Source organism: Afifella sp. YEN Y35, from assembly GCF_047553465.1.
Lineage (GTDB): Bacteria > Pseudomonadota > Alphaproteobacteria > Rhizobiales > Afifellaceae > Afifella > Afifella aestuarii.
Map to the genome: position 1 here is coordinate 3,438,143 of NZ_CP180203.1, position 17,451 is coordinate 3,455,593.

Consider the following 17,451-nt stretch of genomic DNA (forward strand, 5'->3'; position numbering starts at 1 on the left):
TTAAGTATGAGCTTAGGCGTTAAGCCGATTGCTCGAGCCGCATGTCCTGAACGAGGCGTGCGACCCGAACGGAAGAGGTGCCCCGAGACGAACGGTTTCGCAGCGGGGCGAGATGGCGGAGGCAGGCCGTGACGATGGAACCTCACCTCAAGAGCGAGCGGATGCGCGCAGCGGCGCAGGCGTTTGAGCGCGCGGAGCGCGTGCGCGGAACGCGAAAAACGCCGGCTGCCGGCCAAGGTCTTCTCGATCCGCGCGGCGAGCGCGATGCCTGCGGCGTCGGCTTCATCGCCGATCTGAAGGCGCGGCCTTCGCACACGATCGTCGAGCACGGGCTCAAGATTCTCGACAATCTGACGCATCGCGGCGCTGTCGGCGCCGACCCCGAGGTCGGCGACGGCGCGGGCATGCTGGTCCAGCTGCCGGACGCGTTCTTCCGCGGCGAAGCGGAGGCCCATGGCTTTTCGCTGCCGCCGCTCGGCCGCTATGCCGTCGGCGTCATCTTCATGCCGCAGGACGCGGAGCTGCGCCGGCATCTGGAAGGCGTCGTGGAGCAGGTGGTGGCCGAGGAAGGCCAGACGGTTCTCGGCTGGCGCGACGTGCCGGTCGACAATTCCTGCCTGTCGAAGGCGCAGAAGATCCGCGCGGCGGAACCGGTGCACCGGCAGGTGTTCATCGGCGCGGCGGACGGGCTCGAGGGCGACGATTTCGAGCGTCGCCTCTACATTCTGCGCAAGGTCATCTCCAACCGCATCTTCCACGAGAGCGACGGACGCGACAAAGGCTTCTACATCGTCTCGATGTCGAGCCGCACCGCGGTCTACAAGGGCATGTTCCTCGCCCATCAGCTCGGCGAATATTACAAGGACCTGTCGGATCCGCGCTTCGCCTCGGCGCTCGCCCTCGTGCATCAGCGCTTCTCGACGAACACCTTTCCGTCCTGGAAGCTCGCCCATCCCTACCGGATGGTCGCCCATAACGGCGAGATCAACACGCTCAGAGGCAACGTCAACTGGATGGCGGCCCGCCAGGCGTCGATCTCCTCGCCGCTTCTCGGCGACGACATCGATAAATTGTGGCCGATCTCCTATGAGGGGCAGTCGGACACGGCGTGCTTCGACAATGCGCTCGAATTCCTGACCATCGGCGGCTACGAACTCGCCCATGCGGCGATGATGCTGGTGCCGGAGGCCTGGGCCGGCAATCCGCTGATGGACGAGAAGCGGCGGGCTTTCTACCAGTACCATGCGGCGCTGATGGAGCCGTGGGACGGGCCGGCGGCGATCGCCTTCACCGACGGACGCCAGATCGGTGCCACGCTCGACCGCAACGGGCTTCGGCCGGCGCGCTATGTCGTGACCGACGACGGCTTCGTCATCATGGCGTCCGAAGCCGGCGTCCTGCCGGTCGACGAAAGCTCGATCGTGCGCAAATGGCGGCTGCAGCCGGGTCGGATGCTGCTCATCGATCTTCAGGAAGGCCGCATCATCGACGACGGCGAACTGAAGGCGCGGCTTTCGGAAGGCAATCCCTATCGCCAGTGGCTCGCCCGCACGCAGATCGTTCTGGAAGACATGCCGGAGGTCGCCTCGCGCGCGCCGACGACGGCTGCCTCGCTGCTCGATCGCCAGCAGGCGTTCGGCTATACGCAGGAAGACCTGAAGATCCTGATGGCGCCGATGGCGGTGACCGGGCAGGAGGCGATCGGATCGATGGGATCGGATACGCCGGTCTCCGTGCTCTCCGACAAGCCGAAGCTGCTCTACACCTATTTCAAGCAGAACTTCGCCCAGGTGACGAACCCGCCGATCGATCCGATCCGCGAGGAAATCGTCATGAGCCTCGTCTCCTTCATCGGGCCGCGGCCGAACCTCTTCGATCTCGAAGGCCTGTCGGAGAGGAAGCGGCTCGAAGTGCGTCAGCCGATCCTCACCAATGCCGATCTCGAAAAGATCCGCGGCATCGGTGACATCGCCGACAACCATTTCCAGACGAAGACGCTCGACATCACCTACAATGCGAGCCTCGGCGCCGACGGCATGGAAGACGCCCTCGACCGGCTGTGCCAGCGCGCCGAGCGGGCGGTGCTCGACGGCTACAACATCATCATCCTGTCGGACCGCCTGGTCGGCCCGCAGCGCATCGCCATGCCGGCGCTTCTGGCGACGGCGGCCGTGCACCATCACCTGATCCGCAAGGGGCTCCGCACCTCGGTCGGCCTTGTGGTGGAGACGGGCGAGGCGCGCGAAGTGCATCATTTCGCGGTGCTCGCCGGCTACGGCGCCGAGGCGATCAACCCCTATCTCGCCTTCGAGACTTTGGCGCAGATGCATGAGCGCGGCGACTTCCCGGACGTCGTCGATGCGCGCGAAGTGGTGGAACGCTTCATCAAATCCGTCGGCAAGGGGATTTTGAAGGTGATGTCCAAGATGGGCATCTCCACCTACCAATCCTATTGCGGTGCGCAGATCTTCGACGCTGTCGGCCTGTCTTCGGCCTTCGTCGACCGCTTCTTCTTCGGCACGGCGACGATGATCGAAGGCGTCGGCCTCGCAGAGATCGCCGAGGAGACGGCACGGCGTCACCGCCTTGCCTTCGGCGACGACCCGGTTCTGAGGCGCACGCTCGAAGTCGGCGGCGAATACGGCTTCCGCATGCGCGGCGAAGACCATGTGTGGACGCCGGATGCCGTGGCGCATCTGCAGCATGCGGTGCGCGGCGAAGGTTTCGACCGCTTCCGCACCTTCTCCGAGATGGTGAACGGCGAGGCGGCGAAGCGGCTGACGATCCGCTCGCTCTTCCGCATCCGTGAGGCGGAGGCCATGGACGTCGAGCCGGTGCCTCTGGAAGAGGTGGAGCCGGCGGCGGAGATCGTGAAGCGTTTCGCGACCGGCGCGATGAGCTTCGGCTCGATTTCGCGCGAGGCGCATACGACGCTCGCGGTCGCCATGAACCGGATCGGCGGCAAGTCGAACACCGGCGAGGGCGGCGAGGAGCCGGAGCGCTTCGTGCCGAAGCCGAACGGGGATTCGGAGCGTTCCGCGATCAAGCAGGTCGCCTCCGGCCGCTTCGGCGTGACGACGGAATATCTCGTCAATTCCGACATGATGCAGATCAAGGTGGCGCAGGGTGCAAAGCCCGGCGAGGGCGGCCAGCTGCCCGGCCACAAGGTCGATGCGGTGATCGCGAAAGTCCGCCATTCGACGCCGGGCGTCGGCCTCATTTCGCCGCCGCCGCATCACGACATCTATTCGATCGAGGATCTGGCGCAGCTCATCTTCGACCTGAAGAACGTCAATCCGGCGGCCGACGTGTCGGTGAAGCTCGTGGCAGAAGTGGGCGTCGGCACGGTTGCGGCCGGCGTCGCCAAGGCGCGCGCCGACCACATCACCATTTCCGGCTATGACGGCGGCACGGGCGCCTCGCCGCTCACCTCCATCAAGCATGCGGGTCTGCCCTGGGAGATCGGCCTTGCCGAGACCCACCAGACGCTGGTGCATGAGGGCTTGCGTTCGCGCGTGGCGCTGCAGGTCGACGGCGGGCTGAGGACCGGACGCGACGTGATCGTGGGGGCGCTGTTGGGCGCCGACGAATTCGGCTTCTCGACCGCGCCACTGATCGCGGCCGGCTGCATCATGATGCGCAAATGCCATCTCAACACCTGCCCGGTCGGCGTCGCCACCCAGGATCCGGTGTTGCGCAAGCGCTTCCGCGGTGCGCCGGAGCATGTGATCAACTACTTCTTCTTCGTGGCCGAAGAGGTGCGCGAGATCATGGCGGCGATGGGCGTGCGCAAGCTCGAAGAGCTCGTCGGACGCTCCGACCGGCTCGACACGATGCCGCTCATCAAGCACTGGAAGGCGAAGGGGCTCGATTTCTCCAAGCTTTTCCATCGCCAGGAGGCGCCTGACGAGGAGGTTCGCTGGACGCGGCGCCAGGAGCATCCGATCGAGACGGTGCTCGACCGCAAGCTGATCAAGGAAGCAGCGCCCGCACTCGAACGCGGCGAAGCGGTGCAGATCGATGTGAAGGTCGCCAATCTCGACCGTTCCGTCGGCGCCATGCTGTCGGGCGAGATCGCCAAGCGCTACGGCCATGAGGGCCTGCCCGACGACACGATCGTGGTGAAGATGAAGGGAACGGCCGGCCAGTCCTTCGGGGCGTTTTTGGCCCGCGGCGTGACCTTCGACCTCGAAGGCGACGCCAACGATTACGTCGGCAAGGGGCTGTGCGGCGGGCGCATTGTGGTGCGGCCGGCGGAGGGCTTCCAGCTTCCGGCCGAGCAGGCGATCATCGTCGGCAACACGCTGCTTTACGGTGCCATCGAGGGCGAGTGCTATTTCTCCGGCGTCGCCGGCGAGCGCTTCGCCGTCAGGAATTCCGGGGCGATCGCGGTCGTGGAAGGCTGCGGCGACCATGGCTGCGAGTACATGACGGGCGGCATCGTCGTCGTCATCGGCGAGACGGGCCGCAACTTTGCGGCCGGCATGTCGGGCGGCATCGCCTATGTGCTCGACGAGGATGGCTCGTTCGAACGGCGCTGCAACCTCGCCATGGTCGAGCTCGAACCGGTGCCGGAGGAAGAGGCGCTTCTGGAAGAGCTGCACCACCATGGCGGTGACATGGAATGGCACGGCCGCGTCAACGTCTCCTCCAACATGAACACGCATGACGAGGAGCGGCTTTTGACGCTCATCACCAACCATCACCATTACACGGGCTCCAAGCGTGCCAAGCACATCCTGGAGAACTGGGCGGACTTCCGGCCGAAATTCGTGAAGGTGATGCCGGTCGAGTATCGTCGTGCCCTCGTCGAGATGGAAGAACGCCGCATGGGCGGCGGGCGACGCATCGCGGCGGAGTGAGGCAAAGGTCGGGGCCGGCGCCAGGCCGGCCCATCACGACAGGTGCGGAACGCGCAACGAGAGACACGCGAGCAAGGGCGGCGCGAGTAGGGGCATGGGGCCGATCTGCGGGCATTTGCCTGCCAGGCGGAACTGGAAATCCAAAAAAGGCTGCGGCATGAAGCCTGACCGGATCGGGATCTCCGGCGGCGGGCTTTCGGCACGACGAGTGCGGGGCGGCAGCGGGAATGACGGGTGAAGCGTAGTTATGGCTAAAGTCACGGGCTTTCTGGAGATCGATCGGCAGGAACAGCGCTACCAGCCGGCGTCCGACCGCATCCGGCATTTCAAGGAATTCGTCCTGCCCTTGCCGGAGCCGGAGGTGCGCCGGCAGGCCTCGCGCTGCATGGATTGCGGCATTCCCTATTGCCACGGGCCGACGGGATGCCCGGTGCACAACCAGATCCCCGACTGGAACGATCTCGTCTGGCAGGGCGATTGGGAGGAGGCCGCGCGCAACCTCCATTCCACCAACAATTTCCCCGAATGGACGGGCCGCATCTGTCCCGCGCCCTGCGAAGAGGCGTGCACGCTCAACATCGAAGACGTGCCGGTCACCATCAAGACGGTGGAGCAGGCGATCTCCGACAAGGCGTTTCAGGAAGGCTGGATCCGTCCGCAGCCGGCGGAGCGAAAGACCGGCAAGCGCATCGCCATCATCGGTTCGGGCCCGGCCGGCATGGCGGCGGCCCAGCAGCTCGCGCGCGTCGGCCACGACGTGCATGTCTATGAGCGCGAGCCGAAGGCCGGCGGGCTCTGCCGCTACGGCATCCCCGACTTCAAGATGGAAAAATACCATATCGACCGGCGCGTGACGCAGATGGAAGGCGAGGGCGTCATCTTCCATTACGGCGTCAATATCGGCGTGACGAAGCCGATGAAGGAGCTCGTCGACGAGCACGATGCGGTGTTGATCGCGACCGGGGCCGAGCGGCCGCGCGATCCGGGCATCGGCGGCATGGATCTGACCGGCGTGCATTACGCCATGCCCTATCTCATCCAGTCGAACCGGCGCGTGAACGGCGAGCCGGTGCCGGAGATCGATCATCCCGACGACATCTGGGCCGGACGCCGGCATGTCGTGGTGGTCGGCGGCGGCGATACGGCCTCGGACTGCGTCGGCACGGCGTTCCGCCAGGGCGCGATCTCCGTGACGCAGCTCGATATCCGCGCCTGCCCGCCGGAGAAGGAGAACAAGGCGCTGGTGTGGCCGTACTGGCCGACGAAGCTTCGCACCTCCTCCAGCCAGGCGGAGGGGGCGGAGCGCGAATTCCAGGCGGCGACGCTCGAATTCGTCGGCAAGAACGGCGTTCTGACCGGCGTGAAATGCGCCCGCGTCGATGAAAAGCGTCAGCCGCTCGAAGGCACGGAATTCATCCTGAAGGCCGATCTCGCCTTCATCGCCATCGGCTTTTCCGGACCGCTGGAAGACACCTTCGTCAAGGAATTCGGCGGCGCGCTGAAGCAGGACCGGCGCACCAACATTCTCGCCGATGAGAAGAGCTATCGCACCTCCGTCGACAAGGTGTTCGCGGCCGGCGATGTGCGGCGCGGGCAGTCGCTGGTGGTGTGGGCGATCCGCGAAGGCCGGCAGGCGGCGCGCTCGATCGACCAGTTTCTGATGGGCGAGACCTCGCTGCCGCTGTGACGGCGGATCTAAGCGGCGATGTGACTTCAGATATAGCGAGGGCCGGGGCCTCGGCGCGTTTCGACGCGTGAGGTCTATTCGGCGGTCGCTTCCGCTGCGCGTTCGGCCGGGTCCGGAGTCTCGACTGTTGCGTCAGATGAGGTTTTGGCTGCGGCGCTTTCACCGTTTTCGGCCGCCTTGTCGGCGGCTTTGACCGGTTGCGTGCGCCGCTCCGGCGGCCAGCGGTAATCGTCGATGCGGCCGGCCGGCGGCGGCGTGCCGGCGATCATTTTGGCGAGCAGGGCTTCCGCCTCCGGCTCGGCGTCCCCGTCTTCGACCTTTTGCGGCGCGGCCTCGGCGGGCGAGGAGGGCGGTACGGCTTTGTCCGCCGCCGTTTCGTCCTCGGGTGCAGACGCTTTCTCGTCGGCGCCTGTCGGCTCTTCCTTGTCGGCGCCTGTCGGCGCTTCGGCACGGATCCGGGGGGTGTAGGTGGACAGGCCGCCGGCATTGCCCAAGATCAATTTGTCGATCGGGATCATGGCGCTGATCGCAGGCCGGGCTTCCTTCTCGGCCGGCGCCTCGCCCTCCTCGAGGGCGGCCAGGAACGGCGAGCCGGTCTTCAGGATTTCCTGCAAATCGCGCTCGATGAAGAAGGCGAGCTTGCGCTGGCCGGCGCGGGTGAAATTGAGCCCGTCGCCGACGCGCAGCTGCCGGTTCTGGCCGTTCATATCCGGGCCGGAGGAGACGTATTTGCCTTCGTCGTCGGCAAAGCCGTTCCACACATCGACGAATTTGACCGGCGAATCTTCCAGGGTCTCGCGGTAGATGGAATTGAAGGCGCTGTAATCGCGCGACATGACGGAGGAGGCGACCGGCACGAGGCCCACCCAGATGCCGGGCTCGCCGCTTTCGGCGATGACATTGGCGAGTTTCGCGACGCGGTCGCCATAGGCCTCGTTCCATTCGTCGCCGCGCACCGCGAGCTTGCCGATCTCCTGGCGGTCGTTGCCGCCGAGCATGACGACGACGGCATCGGGCTTGTGCTCTTCGATGAGCTCGGGAAGCCGCGCCGGCCAGTCGTAGAAATCGTCGCGCACCAGGCCCGAGGAGCCGTTGGCGGCCTGGATGATCATGACTTTCGGGTTTTCGGCGAAGGCTTCGTCGAGACCCTTGGCGATGCTGCGGGCGAAGAAATCGCCGACGACGAGGACGCGCTTTGCGTCTTCCGCCTTCTCCACGATGTCGACCTGCGGCTCCACGGGCGCCCGGGGCGTGCTACGGCGCGTGGACCGGCTCGGGGCGGAGCGTTGCGGGGCGCGCTGGCGCGTTTGCGGCTCCTGGCGCTGCGGCTGGGCGTTGCGCCGCGGGCCGAACAGGAAGCGGAAGAGGGACGGCTGGCGGTCGTTCTGGGCGACGACGATCGCCTCCGCCGCTGCGGCGCGCGAGGCGACGAATTCCGTCTCCGCGCCGAGAAAGGCGAGAGCGGCGAGCGCCACCATGAAGCCTGCAAAGAAACTGCGCATCTCACGCTCCCGCGCCTGGCCGGTTCGTCCGGTCGATCACCGGGATCGACGGTGGCGGCGCCTTTCGGCTCCGCGCCGAGGGTTCATCGTGCCGCAGCACATGACGCGAACCGGCGCGGCATTCAAGCCGCTCGTTTGAGGGCCCATGTTAGCGTGGCTTCAGGCGCGGCAAAAGCCGCCGTGCCACGCCGGGGCGAGAAACCGGCCGTGAGAGGGCGGCGATTGCGTCTCAGGCGGCGCGCATGGCGGCGCGGGCCTCCCAGGCGAGCGCGTGTTCCAGGATCGTTTCGAGATTGGAGAAGCGTGGCTGCCAGGCGAGCGTCTTCAGGATGCGGTGCGGATCGGCGACGAGGCTGACGATATCGTCGGCCCGGCGGGCGCGGGCGCGCACATCGAGCACTTTGCCGGCGATCCTCTGCACCGCGTCGATCACTTCGAGCACGCTGTGGCCCTGGCCGTAGCCGCAATTGACCGTGAGGCTGTCGCCGCCGGCTCGGAGATGAGCGAGGGCGGCGAGATGCGCATCGGCGGCGTCGGCGACATGGACGTAATCGCGAATGCCGGTGCCGTCGGGCGTGTCGTAATCGGTGCCGAAGACGGGCACGTATTCGCGCCGGCCGAGGGCCGCTTCGAGCACGATCTTGACGAGATCGGTGGCGCCGACGATCGCATGGCCGACGCGGCCCGACGGATCGGCGCCGGCGATGTGGCCGGTGCGCAGGCTGACGCTCTTGAGGCCGTAGGAGGCGCCGGCCTCAGCGAGCATGCGCTCCGCCGAGGCCTTGAAGACGGCGTAGGGCGTCAGCGGCTCGAGCGGCGCGGTCTCCGGGACCGGATTTTCGGCAGGGTGGCCATAGATTGCGGTCGAGGAGGACAGGACGATGTGCTCGACCCCGTTGGCGACCGCGGCGGCGATCAGTTCGCGCGTCTTGATCGAGTGGTTCAGATAATAGCCGAGCGGGTCGGCGACGGAATCGACGACGACGAGGGCGCCGGCGAGATGCAGGACGGCATCGACGCGGCGCGTGCGCATGAGATGGTTGAGGAGAAGCCGGTCGCCGACATCGCCGATGACGAGTTCGGCGCCTCGGGGCACGGCCCATTCATAGCCTGTGGACAGGTTGTCGAGGACGACGACATTCTCGCCCTCGTCGCGAAGCGCGAGCACGAGCTGGCTGCCCAGATAACCGGCGCCCCCCGTTACCAGAACGCTCATGCGCGCCCGTCCCCTTTCTTCTGGCCTTCACTTTCTGCGGGCGTCGCCTAGGTTTTGAGCCTGCGTGCGCCACCCCGACCCGCCTGGACTCGTGCGGGACGCTTATTCTAAACGGGTGTCGCGCTTGTCCGTACCCCAAGAGGTTCCCGTGGTTAACCGGATCAGAAAAGCCGTCCTGCCTGTCGCAGGCCTCGGCACACGATTTCTTCCCGCTACCAAAGCCGTGCCGAAGGAGATGCTGACGATCGTCGACCGGCCCGTGCTGCAATATGTGGTCGACGAGGCGAAGGCCGCCGGCATCGAGCATTTCGTCTTCGTCACCGGGCGCGGCAAGGGCGTCATCGAAGACCATTTCGACATTCAGCCGGAGCTCGAAGACACGCTGAAGGCGCGCGGCAAGACCGCCGAGCTCGACGTGTTGAAGGCCGAATTGCCGCCGGCGGGCGGCACGAGCTTTACCCGCCAGCAGGCGCCGCTCGGTCTCGGCCATGCGATCTGGTGCGCGCGCGAGATCGTCGGCGACGAGCCGTTTGCCGTGCTTCTGCCCGACATGCTGATGCGTTCAGAACCCGGCTGTCTGGCGCAGATGATGACCGCCTACGAGAAACACGGCGGCAACGTCATCGCGCTCGAAGAGACGGTGCCGGAACAGGTGCACAAATACGGCATCGTGGCGCTCGGCGAGGACGACGATGTCGGCGTCGAAATCACCGGCATGGTGGAGAAGCCGAAGAAGGAAGAGGCGCCTTCGACCTTCTATATTTCCGGCCGCTACATCCTGCAGCCGGAGATCTTCAAGCTTCTGGAGACGACGAAGCCCGGCGCCGGCGGCGAGATCCAGTTGACCGACGGCATGAAGGCCCTGTCCGAGAAGCAGCGCTTTACGGGCGTGCGCTTCCGCGGCGTGACCTTCGATTGCGGCGCGAAATCCGGCTTCCTTGCCGCCAATGTCGCCTATGCGCTCGACCGCGAGGATATCGCGGACGATTTCAAGGCGGAGCTGAAGAAGCTCGGCAAGGATTGGCTGAAGGGCCTCATCGGCTAGTTTGGCCGATCACGTCGGCGCCGCCCTATGGCGCCGACGTATAAGGGGGCTCCCTCCAAGGGATGCGGAAAGGTCGGAGGCGATGACGTCTCCGACCCGACCTCGCGCCTGTCGCGCCACGCTTCATCAGCGCGGGATCAGCGCGAGGGACATCTCGCCCCGGGAGAGGACGGGGGGCTTCAAGCCGGGAATCAAAGAGGGGCGGGGACCGGACGGGCGCGATGCGGATTCCCAGAACCACGATGGAGCAATGGGCCGTCCTGCAGGCCGTCGTCGAGAGCGGCGGCTTCGCCCAGGCCGCGGAACGGCTCAACCGCAGCCAGTCCTCGGTCAGCTATGCCATCAGCCGCCTGCAGGAGCGCCTCGGCGTCGCGCTCTTTGAGATCGAAGGCCGCAAGGCCCGGCTGACACCGGCCGGGCGAACCCTGTTGGCGGAGGCCAATCCGCTCATCGACGATCTCACCCGGTTGGAGGATCGCGCCCGGTCGCTCGGCAGCGAGGAGAGCCAGGTGCGGCTTCGCGTGGACAGCATCTTTCCCCGTCAGAGGTTGTTCGGCGCGCTGCAGGTGTTTGCCGAGCACCATCCGAATGTGGAGGTGGCGCTGCGCGAGAGTGTGCGCGTGCCCGAGCCGGATCGGGCCTCCGACGATTTCGATCTCGCCATCTCGCTCTGGCAGCCGGGACGAGCCGATCAGCATCCGCTCATCGACATCCCGATGCTGGCCGTGGCCGACCCCGGGCATCCGCTGGTGCAAAGGTCGGGCGGTGCGATCACGCCGGCGACGCTGGCGCGCCATCTGCGTGTGGCGATCAGCGGTGACGGTGCGGTGATGGCGAGCGAGGGGCTGTCGCCCTCCGATGGCCGCACCTGGGACGTAAACAGCCTGGAAGCCGGTGTGGAGGCAGTTCTCAGCGGTTTGTGCTGGGGCTGGCTGCCCGAACATCTCGTTGCCGCGCATCTGGCGGCGCGACGCCTGGTGGAGCTCGATCTCGTCAGCGGCAGCCGGAGGGTCATCCCGCTCGCGCTGAGCTGGGCCGACGAGACGCGGGCCGGCAAGGCGGCTCTGGCGCTGGGCCGCCTGTTGCTCGACGGGCCGGATCAGGTCCGGCTGGCATAGCCTTCGGGCAATTCCTCAGGCGCCACCGCGACGACGGTTTCGTCGTCGACTGCGCAGGTCTCCAGGAACGTCACTTTCGCGAATTCGTCGATGACGAGCTTCGGATAGGTCGGGCCGGCATCGCGGAAGGCGCGCATCTCGTCGAGATGCTCGTTCTGGAAGCACACCGTCTTCTTCGGATCCTGGGCGATCCATTGGGGGAAGAAGATGACGCCATGGAGCTGGCGCTCGGCAAAGTTCACCGACACGCTGACGGAGGTGCCGGTCGGCTCGTCCCAGGACACCTTGATCACGTCGTCGGAGAGACGCGCCAGATGCACCTTCTGATCGCGCACCCAGCGACCGCCGACCATGCCGCTGTGGATGCGGTAGTCGATGGTGTCGGCGTTCTTGATGTACATCTCGTACTGCCAGCCATTGTCATAGGTGTAGATGAAATGGCGGCCGAGGAACGGCTTCAGTTCCTCGGGTCTGGTGGAGGAGTAATCTTCGCTCATAGCTGAAATCCCGTTGCTGTTACGGGAGGGAGGTAGGTCCGTGAAATTTGAATAAAAAGTTCGAAATTCTCGGCGATATGATCGGGAAATCCGATGGGTCCGGGCGCTGGGGCATGAAGGAGTGGTGAGTTTCAAGGCGAGAGCCGCTGCCCGCCCGGCCATCGAAGACACCCCTCCCCGCAAGGGGGAGGGGAAGAGGCCGTGTCATGGGCTTCTTCCGTCAATCCTTGGAGTCTGACGCTCAATTCTGGCCCTAAATTCTGGCCCCGGAGTCGGGTGCGAGATTCTGGGGCGCCTTGGACCCTAGCGCTTCAGGCGGAGGCGGACGGAGACGGTGTTGGTTTCGACCGTGTCGCCGGGATCGAGGATCTTGCGCTCGTAGGTGTAGCGGCCGACGAGGGCGGCGTAGCGGTTGAGGTCGTAGACGAGGCCGCCGAAGGCGGTCCAGGTCGTCTCCGTCAGATCGACGCCGTGGTAATCGCGGTAATCGAGGCCGAGGCCTGCCTCCGCGAAGAGATTGTGGCGCATGCGCCGTTCGAGCGTCAGATCGGCGGAATGGATGACGGAGCCAGACGCGCCCTCGACCGTCGTTCCCTCCGTCGTCGTGGCGATGTCGAGGCGGACATTGGTGAGGCGGCGGGGCGACCATAAGAGCGCGGCCGTCGCGAGCGGCGCGTTGAGATCCTCAAAACGCGGATCGTCGTAGTTTTCGTGGCGATAGCCGACGCCGATCTCGCCGGCGAGTTTCGGCGACAGATTGACGATGACGCCGCCGGTCAGCTCGCCCCAGCGGCTGTCGCGGCGATAGCCGGCGGCATCCGTGCTCTCGTCGTAGCGGGTGGTGCCGAGACGCGCCTCCACGAAGGGCTCGAGCGCCGGCGAGATGAGATAGCTCGCGCGCCCGGTCAGCGCATAATCGTTGTTGTTGCGGTCTTCCTGGCTGATCGTGGCGCCGGAGGCCGTGGTGACGTCTTCGTAGGTTTCGCGCTCGAAGGAGCCGCGCAACGACATGCCGAGACGGTTGAAGCGCTGGGTGACGCCGAGAGCGGCGTTGTAATTCTGTTCGGCCGGACGTTCGACGGCGGCTGACGGCGTGTCGGGATCGGTGAAGGATTCGAGCGTGTAGAGGTAGCCCGCCTCGACATTCACTTCCGTGTCGGAGCTGATGTCGTAGCGGCCGGTGAATTTCGCCTCCGCCTCGCGGTCGTCGTTGGCATGGTCGTCGTAGAAGCTTGCCGTGCCGCGGAGATCGAGTTCGACGGCGTGACGGTCCCAGTCGGATTGCAGATTGAGGGTGGGGGCGACGAGGCCGCCCGCCTCCCAGGATTGCTGTTCGTCGCCATCGGGATTGTCGGAGGCGATGGCGCCCAGATCGAGCGTCGGGCGCAGGACGAAGGTGCCGAGGCGCACGCCGACCTGCGCATAGGGATCTTCCGCCTCTTCCTCCTCCACGACGCGGCGGATGAGACGGCGGCCGTCGAGCTGCGGTTTTGGCGTGGCGCGGCGCTGGCGCGGTTCCGGCTGAGGCGGGGACGGGGGCCCGGCGAGCGGCGGACCGATCGGTTCGTCCGGCCTCGGCCCAAAGGGCGGCGGGCCGATGGGCGCATCGGGGCTCGGATAGGGCTCGCCCGGCGGCGGCGGGGGTGCGGCTCTCGCTCTCCGTCCGGTCGCGTCGTCCGCGTCGCCGTTATTTGCTTCGCCGCTATCCTGAAACAGCGTGTCCTCGTCGGCTGCATCGCTGCCGCGCAAGGTGAAGTCGGTGGGGGCTGAGGTTTCCTGGGCGCGAGCGGAGTTCGCCTGCACGACGAGAAGTGCGGGAACCAGGACGCCGATCCGTGCGGCGGAAGCAATGATGGCCGGCAGGCGCACGCGCATAGGCTTTCCCGTCCCGCGACGCGCGAGACATGCCTGCCAAGCGGTAAACGCTTATAGTTAACGCAAGGTTTGCGCGGGCCAGCCCCGGGTCAGTCGGGAGGCCAGCCGGAAGTCGCCGGGGGGCTAGTCGTGGTTGAGCGGGGCTTCCGGTTCGACCAGCAGAAGCGCGCCGTCGGCGCCGACGATGCGGATGCGCGCGCCCGCCGGGGTGTCGGGGCCGCTCACCCGCCAGATGCTGTCGTCGATGCGGATGCGGCCGGAGCCTTCCGCGATCGGCTCGGTGAGCGTGAAGGTGCGGCCGTGGAGACGGGCGGTGCGCAGGTTGAGATGCGGATCGCTCGACGGCGCGTCGCGATAGCCGAAGAAGCGGCGGCCGGCGAGCGCGGCGACCACTGACAGAACGGCGAAGCCCAGGATCTGCATCTGCCACGGCCAGGAGACGGTGACGGCGCTCACCCCGATGATGAGCGCGGCGACGCCGAACCACAGGAAGAAGAAGCCGGGGGCGAGAACCTCCACACCGAGAAGCACGAGCCCGAGGATCCACCAGGTCCAGCCGCCGAGGCTTTCGATCGCGGCTTGGATCATGAGATGTCACCGGACGGCTCCGGCCGCTGGCCGGTGAAGGGCACGCTGCCACTGCTGCTGGCGCCGCTGCGGCCCGCCCGCACCGGACGCTCGTCCTTGTCGGCAAAAGCTTCGCGGGCGATTTCGGTGATGCCGCCGAGCGCGCCGATGACGGAAGAGGCCTCGACCGGCATCAGGAACGTCTTCTGGTTGGGCGAGGTGGCGAAAGCCTTCAGCGCGCCGACATATTCCTGGGCGACGAAATAGTTGATCGCCTGCACGTCGCCCTTTGAGATGGCTTCCGAAACATAGGCGGTCGCCTTCGCCTCGGCCTCCGCCTCGCGCTCGCGCGCCTCGGAATCGCGGAAGGCGGCCTCGCGCCGGCCCTCGGCCTGGAGAATGAGCGACTGCTTTTCGCCCTCCGCCTTCAGAATGGCGGCCTCGCGCAGCCCCTGTGCCGTCAGGATCGAGGCGCGCTTTTCGCGCTCCGCCATCATCTGACGGTTCATGGAATCGATGAGATTGCGCGGCGGATCGATGTCCTTGATCTCGATGCGGGTGATTTTCACGCCCCAGGGGCCGGCGGCCGCATCGACCACCTTCAGAAGCTTTTCGTTGATCTCGTCGCGGTTGGAGAGAAGCTGATCGAGATCCATCGAACCCATGACGGAGCGGATGTTGGTCATCGTCAGATTGACGATGGCGTTTTCCAGGAAGTTCACCTCATAGGCGGCGCGCGGCGCATCCATGACCTGGAAGAAGGTGATGCCGTTGACCGTCACCGTGGCGTTGTCGCGGGTGATGACCTCCTGGCTCGGCACGTCGAGCACCGTCTCCATCATGTTCATCTTGGCGCCGACGCGGTCGATGAAAGGGACGATGATGTTGAGGCCGGGCGACAGCGTCCGGGTGTAACGGCCGAAGCGCTCGATCGTGTAATTGTGGCCCTGCGGGACCGTCTTGACGCTCGCGAAGAGAACGAGCGCGATCAAGACGACAAGGCCGATGACGACGATATCAAATCCACCGAGCATGGGTGTTACTTCTCCTTGGGCCTGCCGCGAGGCCGTCTTCCTCTACATGGGAATGGCGGTCCTGCCGCGCCAATCTTCGTGGGCAATCTTGCCGGCCAAGGGCGGTAGCAGATTTCCGTTAATCGAACACGACGGGGATGATCACATCGCCGAGATGCTGCCGGACGCGCAAGGCCGCGCTCTTCCGGCGCGCCCTCGATGGGAGTGGGCAAGACGATGGCTGCGATCGTCTCGGAGGTCGCGGCCGGGGCGCGGTGGTTCAGCCTAGTCGGGCCACTCCTCAACCTGCCAGTTCCGCGACGTGTGGATGATGCGCAAGATCACGATGCTTTCGAGGCCCGCCGCCTCCCGCAGCTCGTAGGCGATGACGTAAGGCAGACGGGGAACGGACTTCTCATAGGTTCCTGTCACGCGACCGGGCCGGCCAGTCGCCATCTGCCCAAGGGCCTTGCCCGCGTCTTCAATCCGTTCGGCGACCCGCGTAGCGGCTGTCGGGTTATCTCTGGCGATGTACCTGACCTGTTCCTTGATGTCGTCCAGCGCTGTGCGGGACCACGTGACCGGCCGTTTCAAGCCTTGCCCGTCTGCTTTTTGGCTTTGGCTTCCGCGATGACGGCGTAGATTTCCGCCATCGCCTCATCATGGGGGATCACGCGACCGGCCGCGGCGTCGGCCTGGCCGCGCTTGATGCCGTCGATGATTTCAAGCTCACGCTCGACATAGGCGGCGACCGCTTCGCCGGCGAGGAAGGACTTGCTCCGCTGTGTCTCGGTCGCAATGCGCGTGAGCTTGTCTTTCACATCGGGGCGAACCCGAATCGTCATGGTGGTGCTGGCGGTCATGGATACGCCTATGTGCTAGGATGTGTACACGTTAATACACCGACGCAGACGATGCCATCCCCTTTGGTGGCGAGGTTCAACTCGGACGAGAATTCCCTAAAGCCAGCCCTGCAGTTCGCGCATCACGACGGTCTTGATGACGTGCATGCCGTGCTTGGAATCGTTGAGGCAGGGGATGTGGCTGAAGTTTTCGCCGCCATGCTCCTCGAACGTCTCGCCGACGCCGATGGCGATCTCTTCGAGCGTCTCCAGGCAGTCGGAGACGAAGCCCGGATTCATGATGGCGAGCGATTTCACGCCTTCGCTCGCAAGCCTGGCCGTCGTCTCGTCGGTGTAGGGCTGCAGCCATTCCTCCGGGCCGAAGCGCGACTGGAAGGTGGTCAGAAGCCGGTCTTTCGGCCAGCCGAGGCGGTCCGCCAGGAGCCGCGTCGTCTTGTGGCAATGGCAGTGATAGGGATCGCCCTTCTCGAAATAGGATTTCGGCAGGCCGTGATAGGAGGCGATGACGACCTCCGGCGTGAAATCGAGCCCGGCGATGTGCTCTTCGACCGACTGGGCGAGGGCGTCGATATAAGCGGGCTCGTCATGCCAGGGCGGCGCCGTGCGGATCGCCGGCTGCCAGCGCATCTCCTTCAAGGCATCGAAGGTCTTGTCGTTCACCGTCGCCGTCGTCGTGGCGCTGTATTGCGGGTAGAGAGGAACGATCAGAACCTTCTCGCAGCCCTTTTCCTGCAGCGCGTTCAGCTTTTCGGCGATCGTCGGGTTGCCGTAGCGCATCGCCCAGTCCACCTCGATGCGCTCTTCGGCGGCGAAATCGGCGGCAAGTTTTTCGCCCTGGCTGCGGGTGAAGGTGCGCAGCGGCGATTCGTTGCGCTCCTTGTTCCAGATCGTGGCATAGGCCTCGCCGCTCTTTTGCGGGCGGGTCGACAGAACCATGCCGTTGAGGATCGGCCACCACAAAAGACGCGGCGTTTCGATGACGCGGCGATCGGACAGGAATTCCTTCAGATAACGGCGCATCGGCCAGTAATCCGTGCCGTCGGGCGTGCCGAGATTGACGAGCAGGACACCGATGCGCCCGGCCCGCACGGGCGGATGATCCGACGGAAGGACCATGTCCTTCATGTCATTGCGTCTGGAATCGGAAAAACTGGAAAAAATGGGCCGGTCCAGCACTACGGCTTCCCTCGTTCTGGCATCAGGGCC

13 protein-coding genes are annotated in these 17,451 nt (G+C 65.7%); 4 read left to right on the forward strand and 9 right to left on the reverse strand.

The features are described from left to right. Window positions 1-134 precede the first annotated feature (134 nt). Together gltB and ACK8CP_RS16340 are read left to right on the forward strand one after the other, a co-directional pair. Window positions 135-4,862: a glutamate synthase large subunit gene (gltB, locus tag ACK8CP_RS16335; RefSeq protein WP_234630389.1), complete on the forward strand. Its 4,728-nt coding sequence runs from the start codon at window positions 135-137 to the stop codon at window positions 4,860-4,862. Window positions 4,863-5,109: 247 nt separating this feature from the next. Further along, window positions 5,110-6,549 (forward strand): glutamate synthase subunit beta, encoded by a 1,440-nt coding sequence (locus ACK8CP_RS16340; RefSeq protein WP_234630207.1) that lies wholly within the window; start codon window positions 5,110-5,112, stop codon window positions 6,547-6,549. Window positions 6,550-6,623: 74 nt separating this feature from the next. Here the strand turns inward: ACK8CP_RS16340 and ACK8CP_RS16345 are convergent, their stop codons facing one another. Both ACK8CP_RS16345 and galE read right to left on the reverse strand, forming a co-directional pair. Then, the gene (locus tag ACK8CP_RS16345; RefSeq protein ID WP_414832516.1) at window positions 6,624-8,051 is read right to left on the reverse strand and encodes a DUF459 domain-containing protein; all 1,428 of its coding nucleotides are present in this window, start codon (window positions 8,049-8,051) and stop codon (window positions 6,624-6,626) included. Between the two features lie 229 nt (window positions 8,052-8,280). Then, window positions 8,281-9,267, reverse strand: coding sequence for a UDP-glucose 4-epimerase GalE (gene galE / locus ACK8CP_RS16350; RefSeq protein ID WP_414832517.1), 987 nt, complete (start codon window positions 9,265-9,267; stop codon window positions 8,281-8,283). Window positions 9,268-9,415: 148 nt separating this feature from the next. Between galE and galU the strand changes: the two genes are divergently transcribed. Further along, window positions 9,416-10,312: a UTP--glucose-1-phosphate uridylyltransferase GalU gene (gene galU, locus ACK8CP_RS16355; protein ID WP_414832518.1), complete on the forward strand. Its 897-nt coding sequence runs from the start codon at window positions 9,416-9,418 to the stop codon at window positions 10,310-10,312. Between the two features lie 221 nt (window positions 10,313-10,533). Further along, window positions 10,534-11,430 (forward strand): LysR family transcriptional regulator, encoded by an 897-nt coding sequence (locus tag ACK8CP_RS16360; RefSeq protein ID WP_414832519.1) that lies wholly within the window; start codon window positions 10,534-10,536, stop codon window positions 11,428-11,430. On the opposite strand, the gene ACK8CP_RS16365 is transcribed toward ACK8CP_RS16360, so the two are convergent. From ACK8CP_RS16365 to hemH, 7 genes are all read right to left on the reverse strand, one after another. Further along, complete coding sequence (locus ACK8CP_RS16365; protein WP_234630211.1) at window positions 11,412-11,927, reverse strand: phenolic acid decarboxylase; 516 nt, start codon at window positions 11,925-11,927, stop codon at window positions 11,412-11,414. The two genes, ACK8CP_RS16360 and ACK8CP_RS16365, sit on opposite strands and share 19 nt — an antisense overlap. Before the next feature lie 303 nt (window positions 11,928-12,230). Then, window positions 12,231-13,802: an outer membrane beta-barrel protein gene (locus ACK8CP_RS16370; RefSeq protein ID WP_414832520.1), complete on the reverse strand. Its 1,572-nt coding sequence runs from the start codon at window positions 13,800-13,802 to the stop codon at window positions 12,231-12,233. 123 nt (window positions 13,803-13,925) lie between these two features. Continuing rightward, complete coding sequence (locus ACK8CP_RS16375; protein ID WP_414832521.1) at window positions 13,926-14,390, reverse strand: NfeD family protein; 465 nt, start codon at window positions 14,388-14,390, stop codon at window positions 13,926-13,928. Beyond that, window positions 14,387-15,403 carry an SPFH domain-containing protein gene (locus ACK8CP_RS16380; protein ID WP_414832522.1) on the reverse strand — a complete coding sequence of 339 codons (1,017 nt, stop codon included), beginning with the start codon at window positions 15,401-15,403 and terminating at the stop codon, window positions 14,387-14,389. The genes ACK8CP_RS16375 and ACK8CP_RS16380 overlap by 4 nt, the downstream gene beginning before the upstream one ends. Window positions 15,404-15,667: 264 nt before the next feature. Beyond that, entirely contained in the window at window positions 15,668-15,976 is a 309-nt protein-coding gene (locus ACK8CP_RS16385) for a type II toxin-antitoxin system RelE/ParE family toxin (protein WP_414832523.1), read from the reverse strand. Then, window positions 15,973-16,245 carry a CopG family ribbon-helix-helix protein gene (locus tag ACK8CP_RS16390; RefSeq protein ID WP_414832524.1) on the reverse strand — a complete coding sequence of 91 codons (273 nt, stop codon included), beginning with the start codon at window positions 16,243-16,245 and terminating at the stop codon, window positions 15,973-15,975. The genes ACK8CP_RS16385 and ACK8CP_RS16390 overlap by 4 nt, the downstream gene beginning before the upstream one ends. 96 nt (window positions 16,246-16,341) lie before the next feature. Then, window positions 16,342-17,370, reverse strand: coding sequence for a ferrochelatase (hemH, locus tag ACK8CP_RS16395; RefSeq protein ID WP_234630217.1), 1,029 nt, complete (start codon window positions 17,368-17,370; stop codon window positions 16,342-16,344). Between the last annotated feature and the right edge of the window lie 81 nt (window positions 17,371-17,451).

Coding starts and splice junctions, on each gene's coding strand:
- ACK8CP_RS16365 (WP_234630211.1), bottom strand. CDS start 11,927: ATGAGCGAAGATTACTCCTCCACCAGACCCGAGGAACTGAAGCCGTTC.
- ACK8CP_RS16370 (WP_414832520.1), bottom strand. CDS start 13,802: ATGCGCGTGCGCCTGCCGGCCATCATTGCTTCCGCCGCACGGATCGGC.
- galE (WP_414832517.1), bottom strand. CDS start 9,267: ATGAGCGTTCTGGTAACGGGGGGCGCCGGTTATCTGGGCAGCCAGCTC.
- ACK8CP_RS16340 (WP_234630207.1), top strand. CDS start 5,110: ATGGCTAAAGTCACGGGCTTTCTGGAGATCGATCGGCAGGAACAGCGC.
- ACK8CP_RS16360 (WP_414832519.1), top strand. CDS start 10,534: ATGCGGATTCCCAGAACCACGATGGAGCAATGGGCCGTCCTGCAGGCC.
- ACK8CP_RS16345 (WP_414832516.1), bottom strand. CDS start 8,051: ATGCGCAGTTTCTTTGCAGGCTTCATGGTGGCGCTCGCCGCTCTCGCC.
- ACK8CP_RS16390 (WP_414832524.1), bottom strand. CDS start 16,245: ATGACCGCCAGCACCACCATGACGATTCGGGTTCGCCCCGATGTGAAA.
- ACK8CP_RS16380 (WP_414832522.1), bottom strand. CDS start 15,403: ATGCTCGGTGGATTTGATATCGTCGTCATCGGCCTTGTCGTCTTGATC.
- gltB (WP_234630389.1), top strand. CDS start 135: ATGGAACCTCACCTCAAGAGCGAGCGGATGCGCGCAGCGGCGCAGGCG.
- hemH (WP_234630217.1), bottom strand. CDS start 17,370: ATGAAGGACATGGTCCTTCCGTCGGATCATCCGCCCGTGCGGGCCGGG.
- ACK8CP_RS16375 (WP_414832521.1), bottom strand. CDS start 14,390: ATGATCCAAGCCGCGATCGAAAGCCTCGGCGGCTGGACCTGGTGGATC.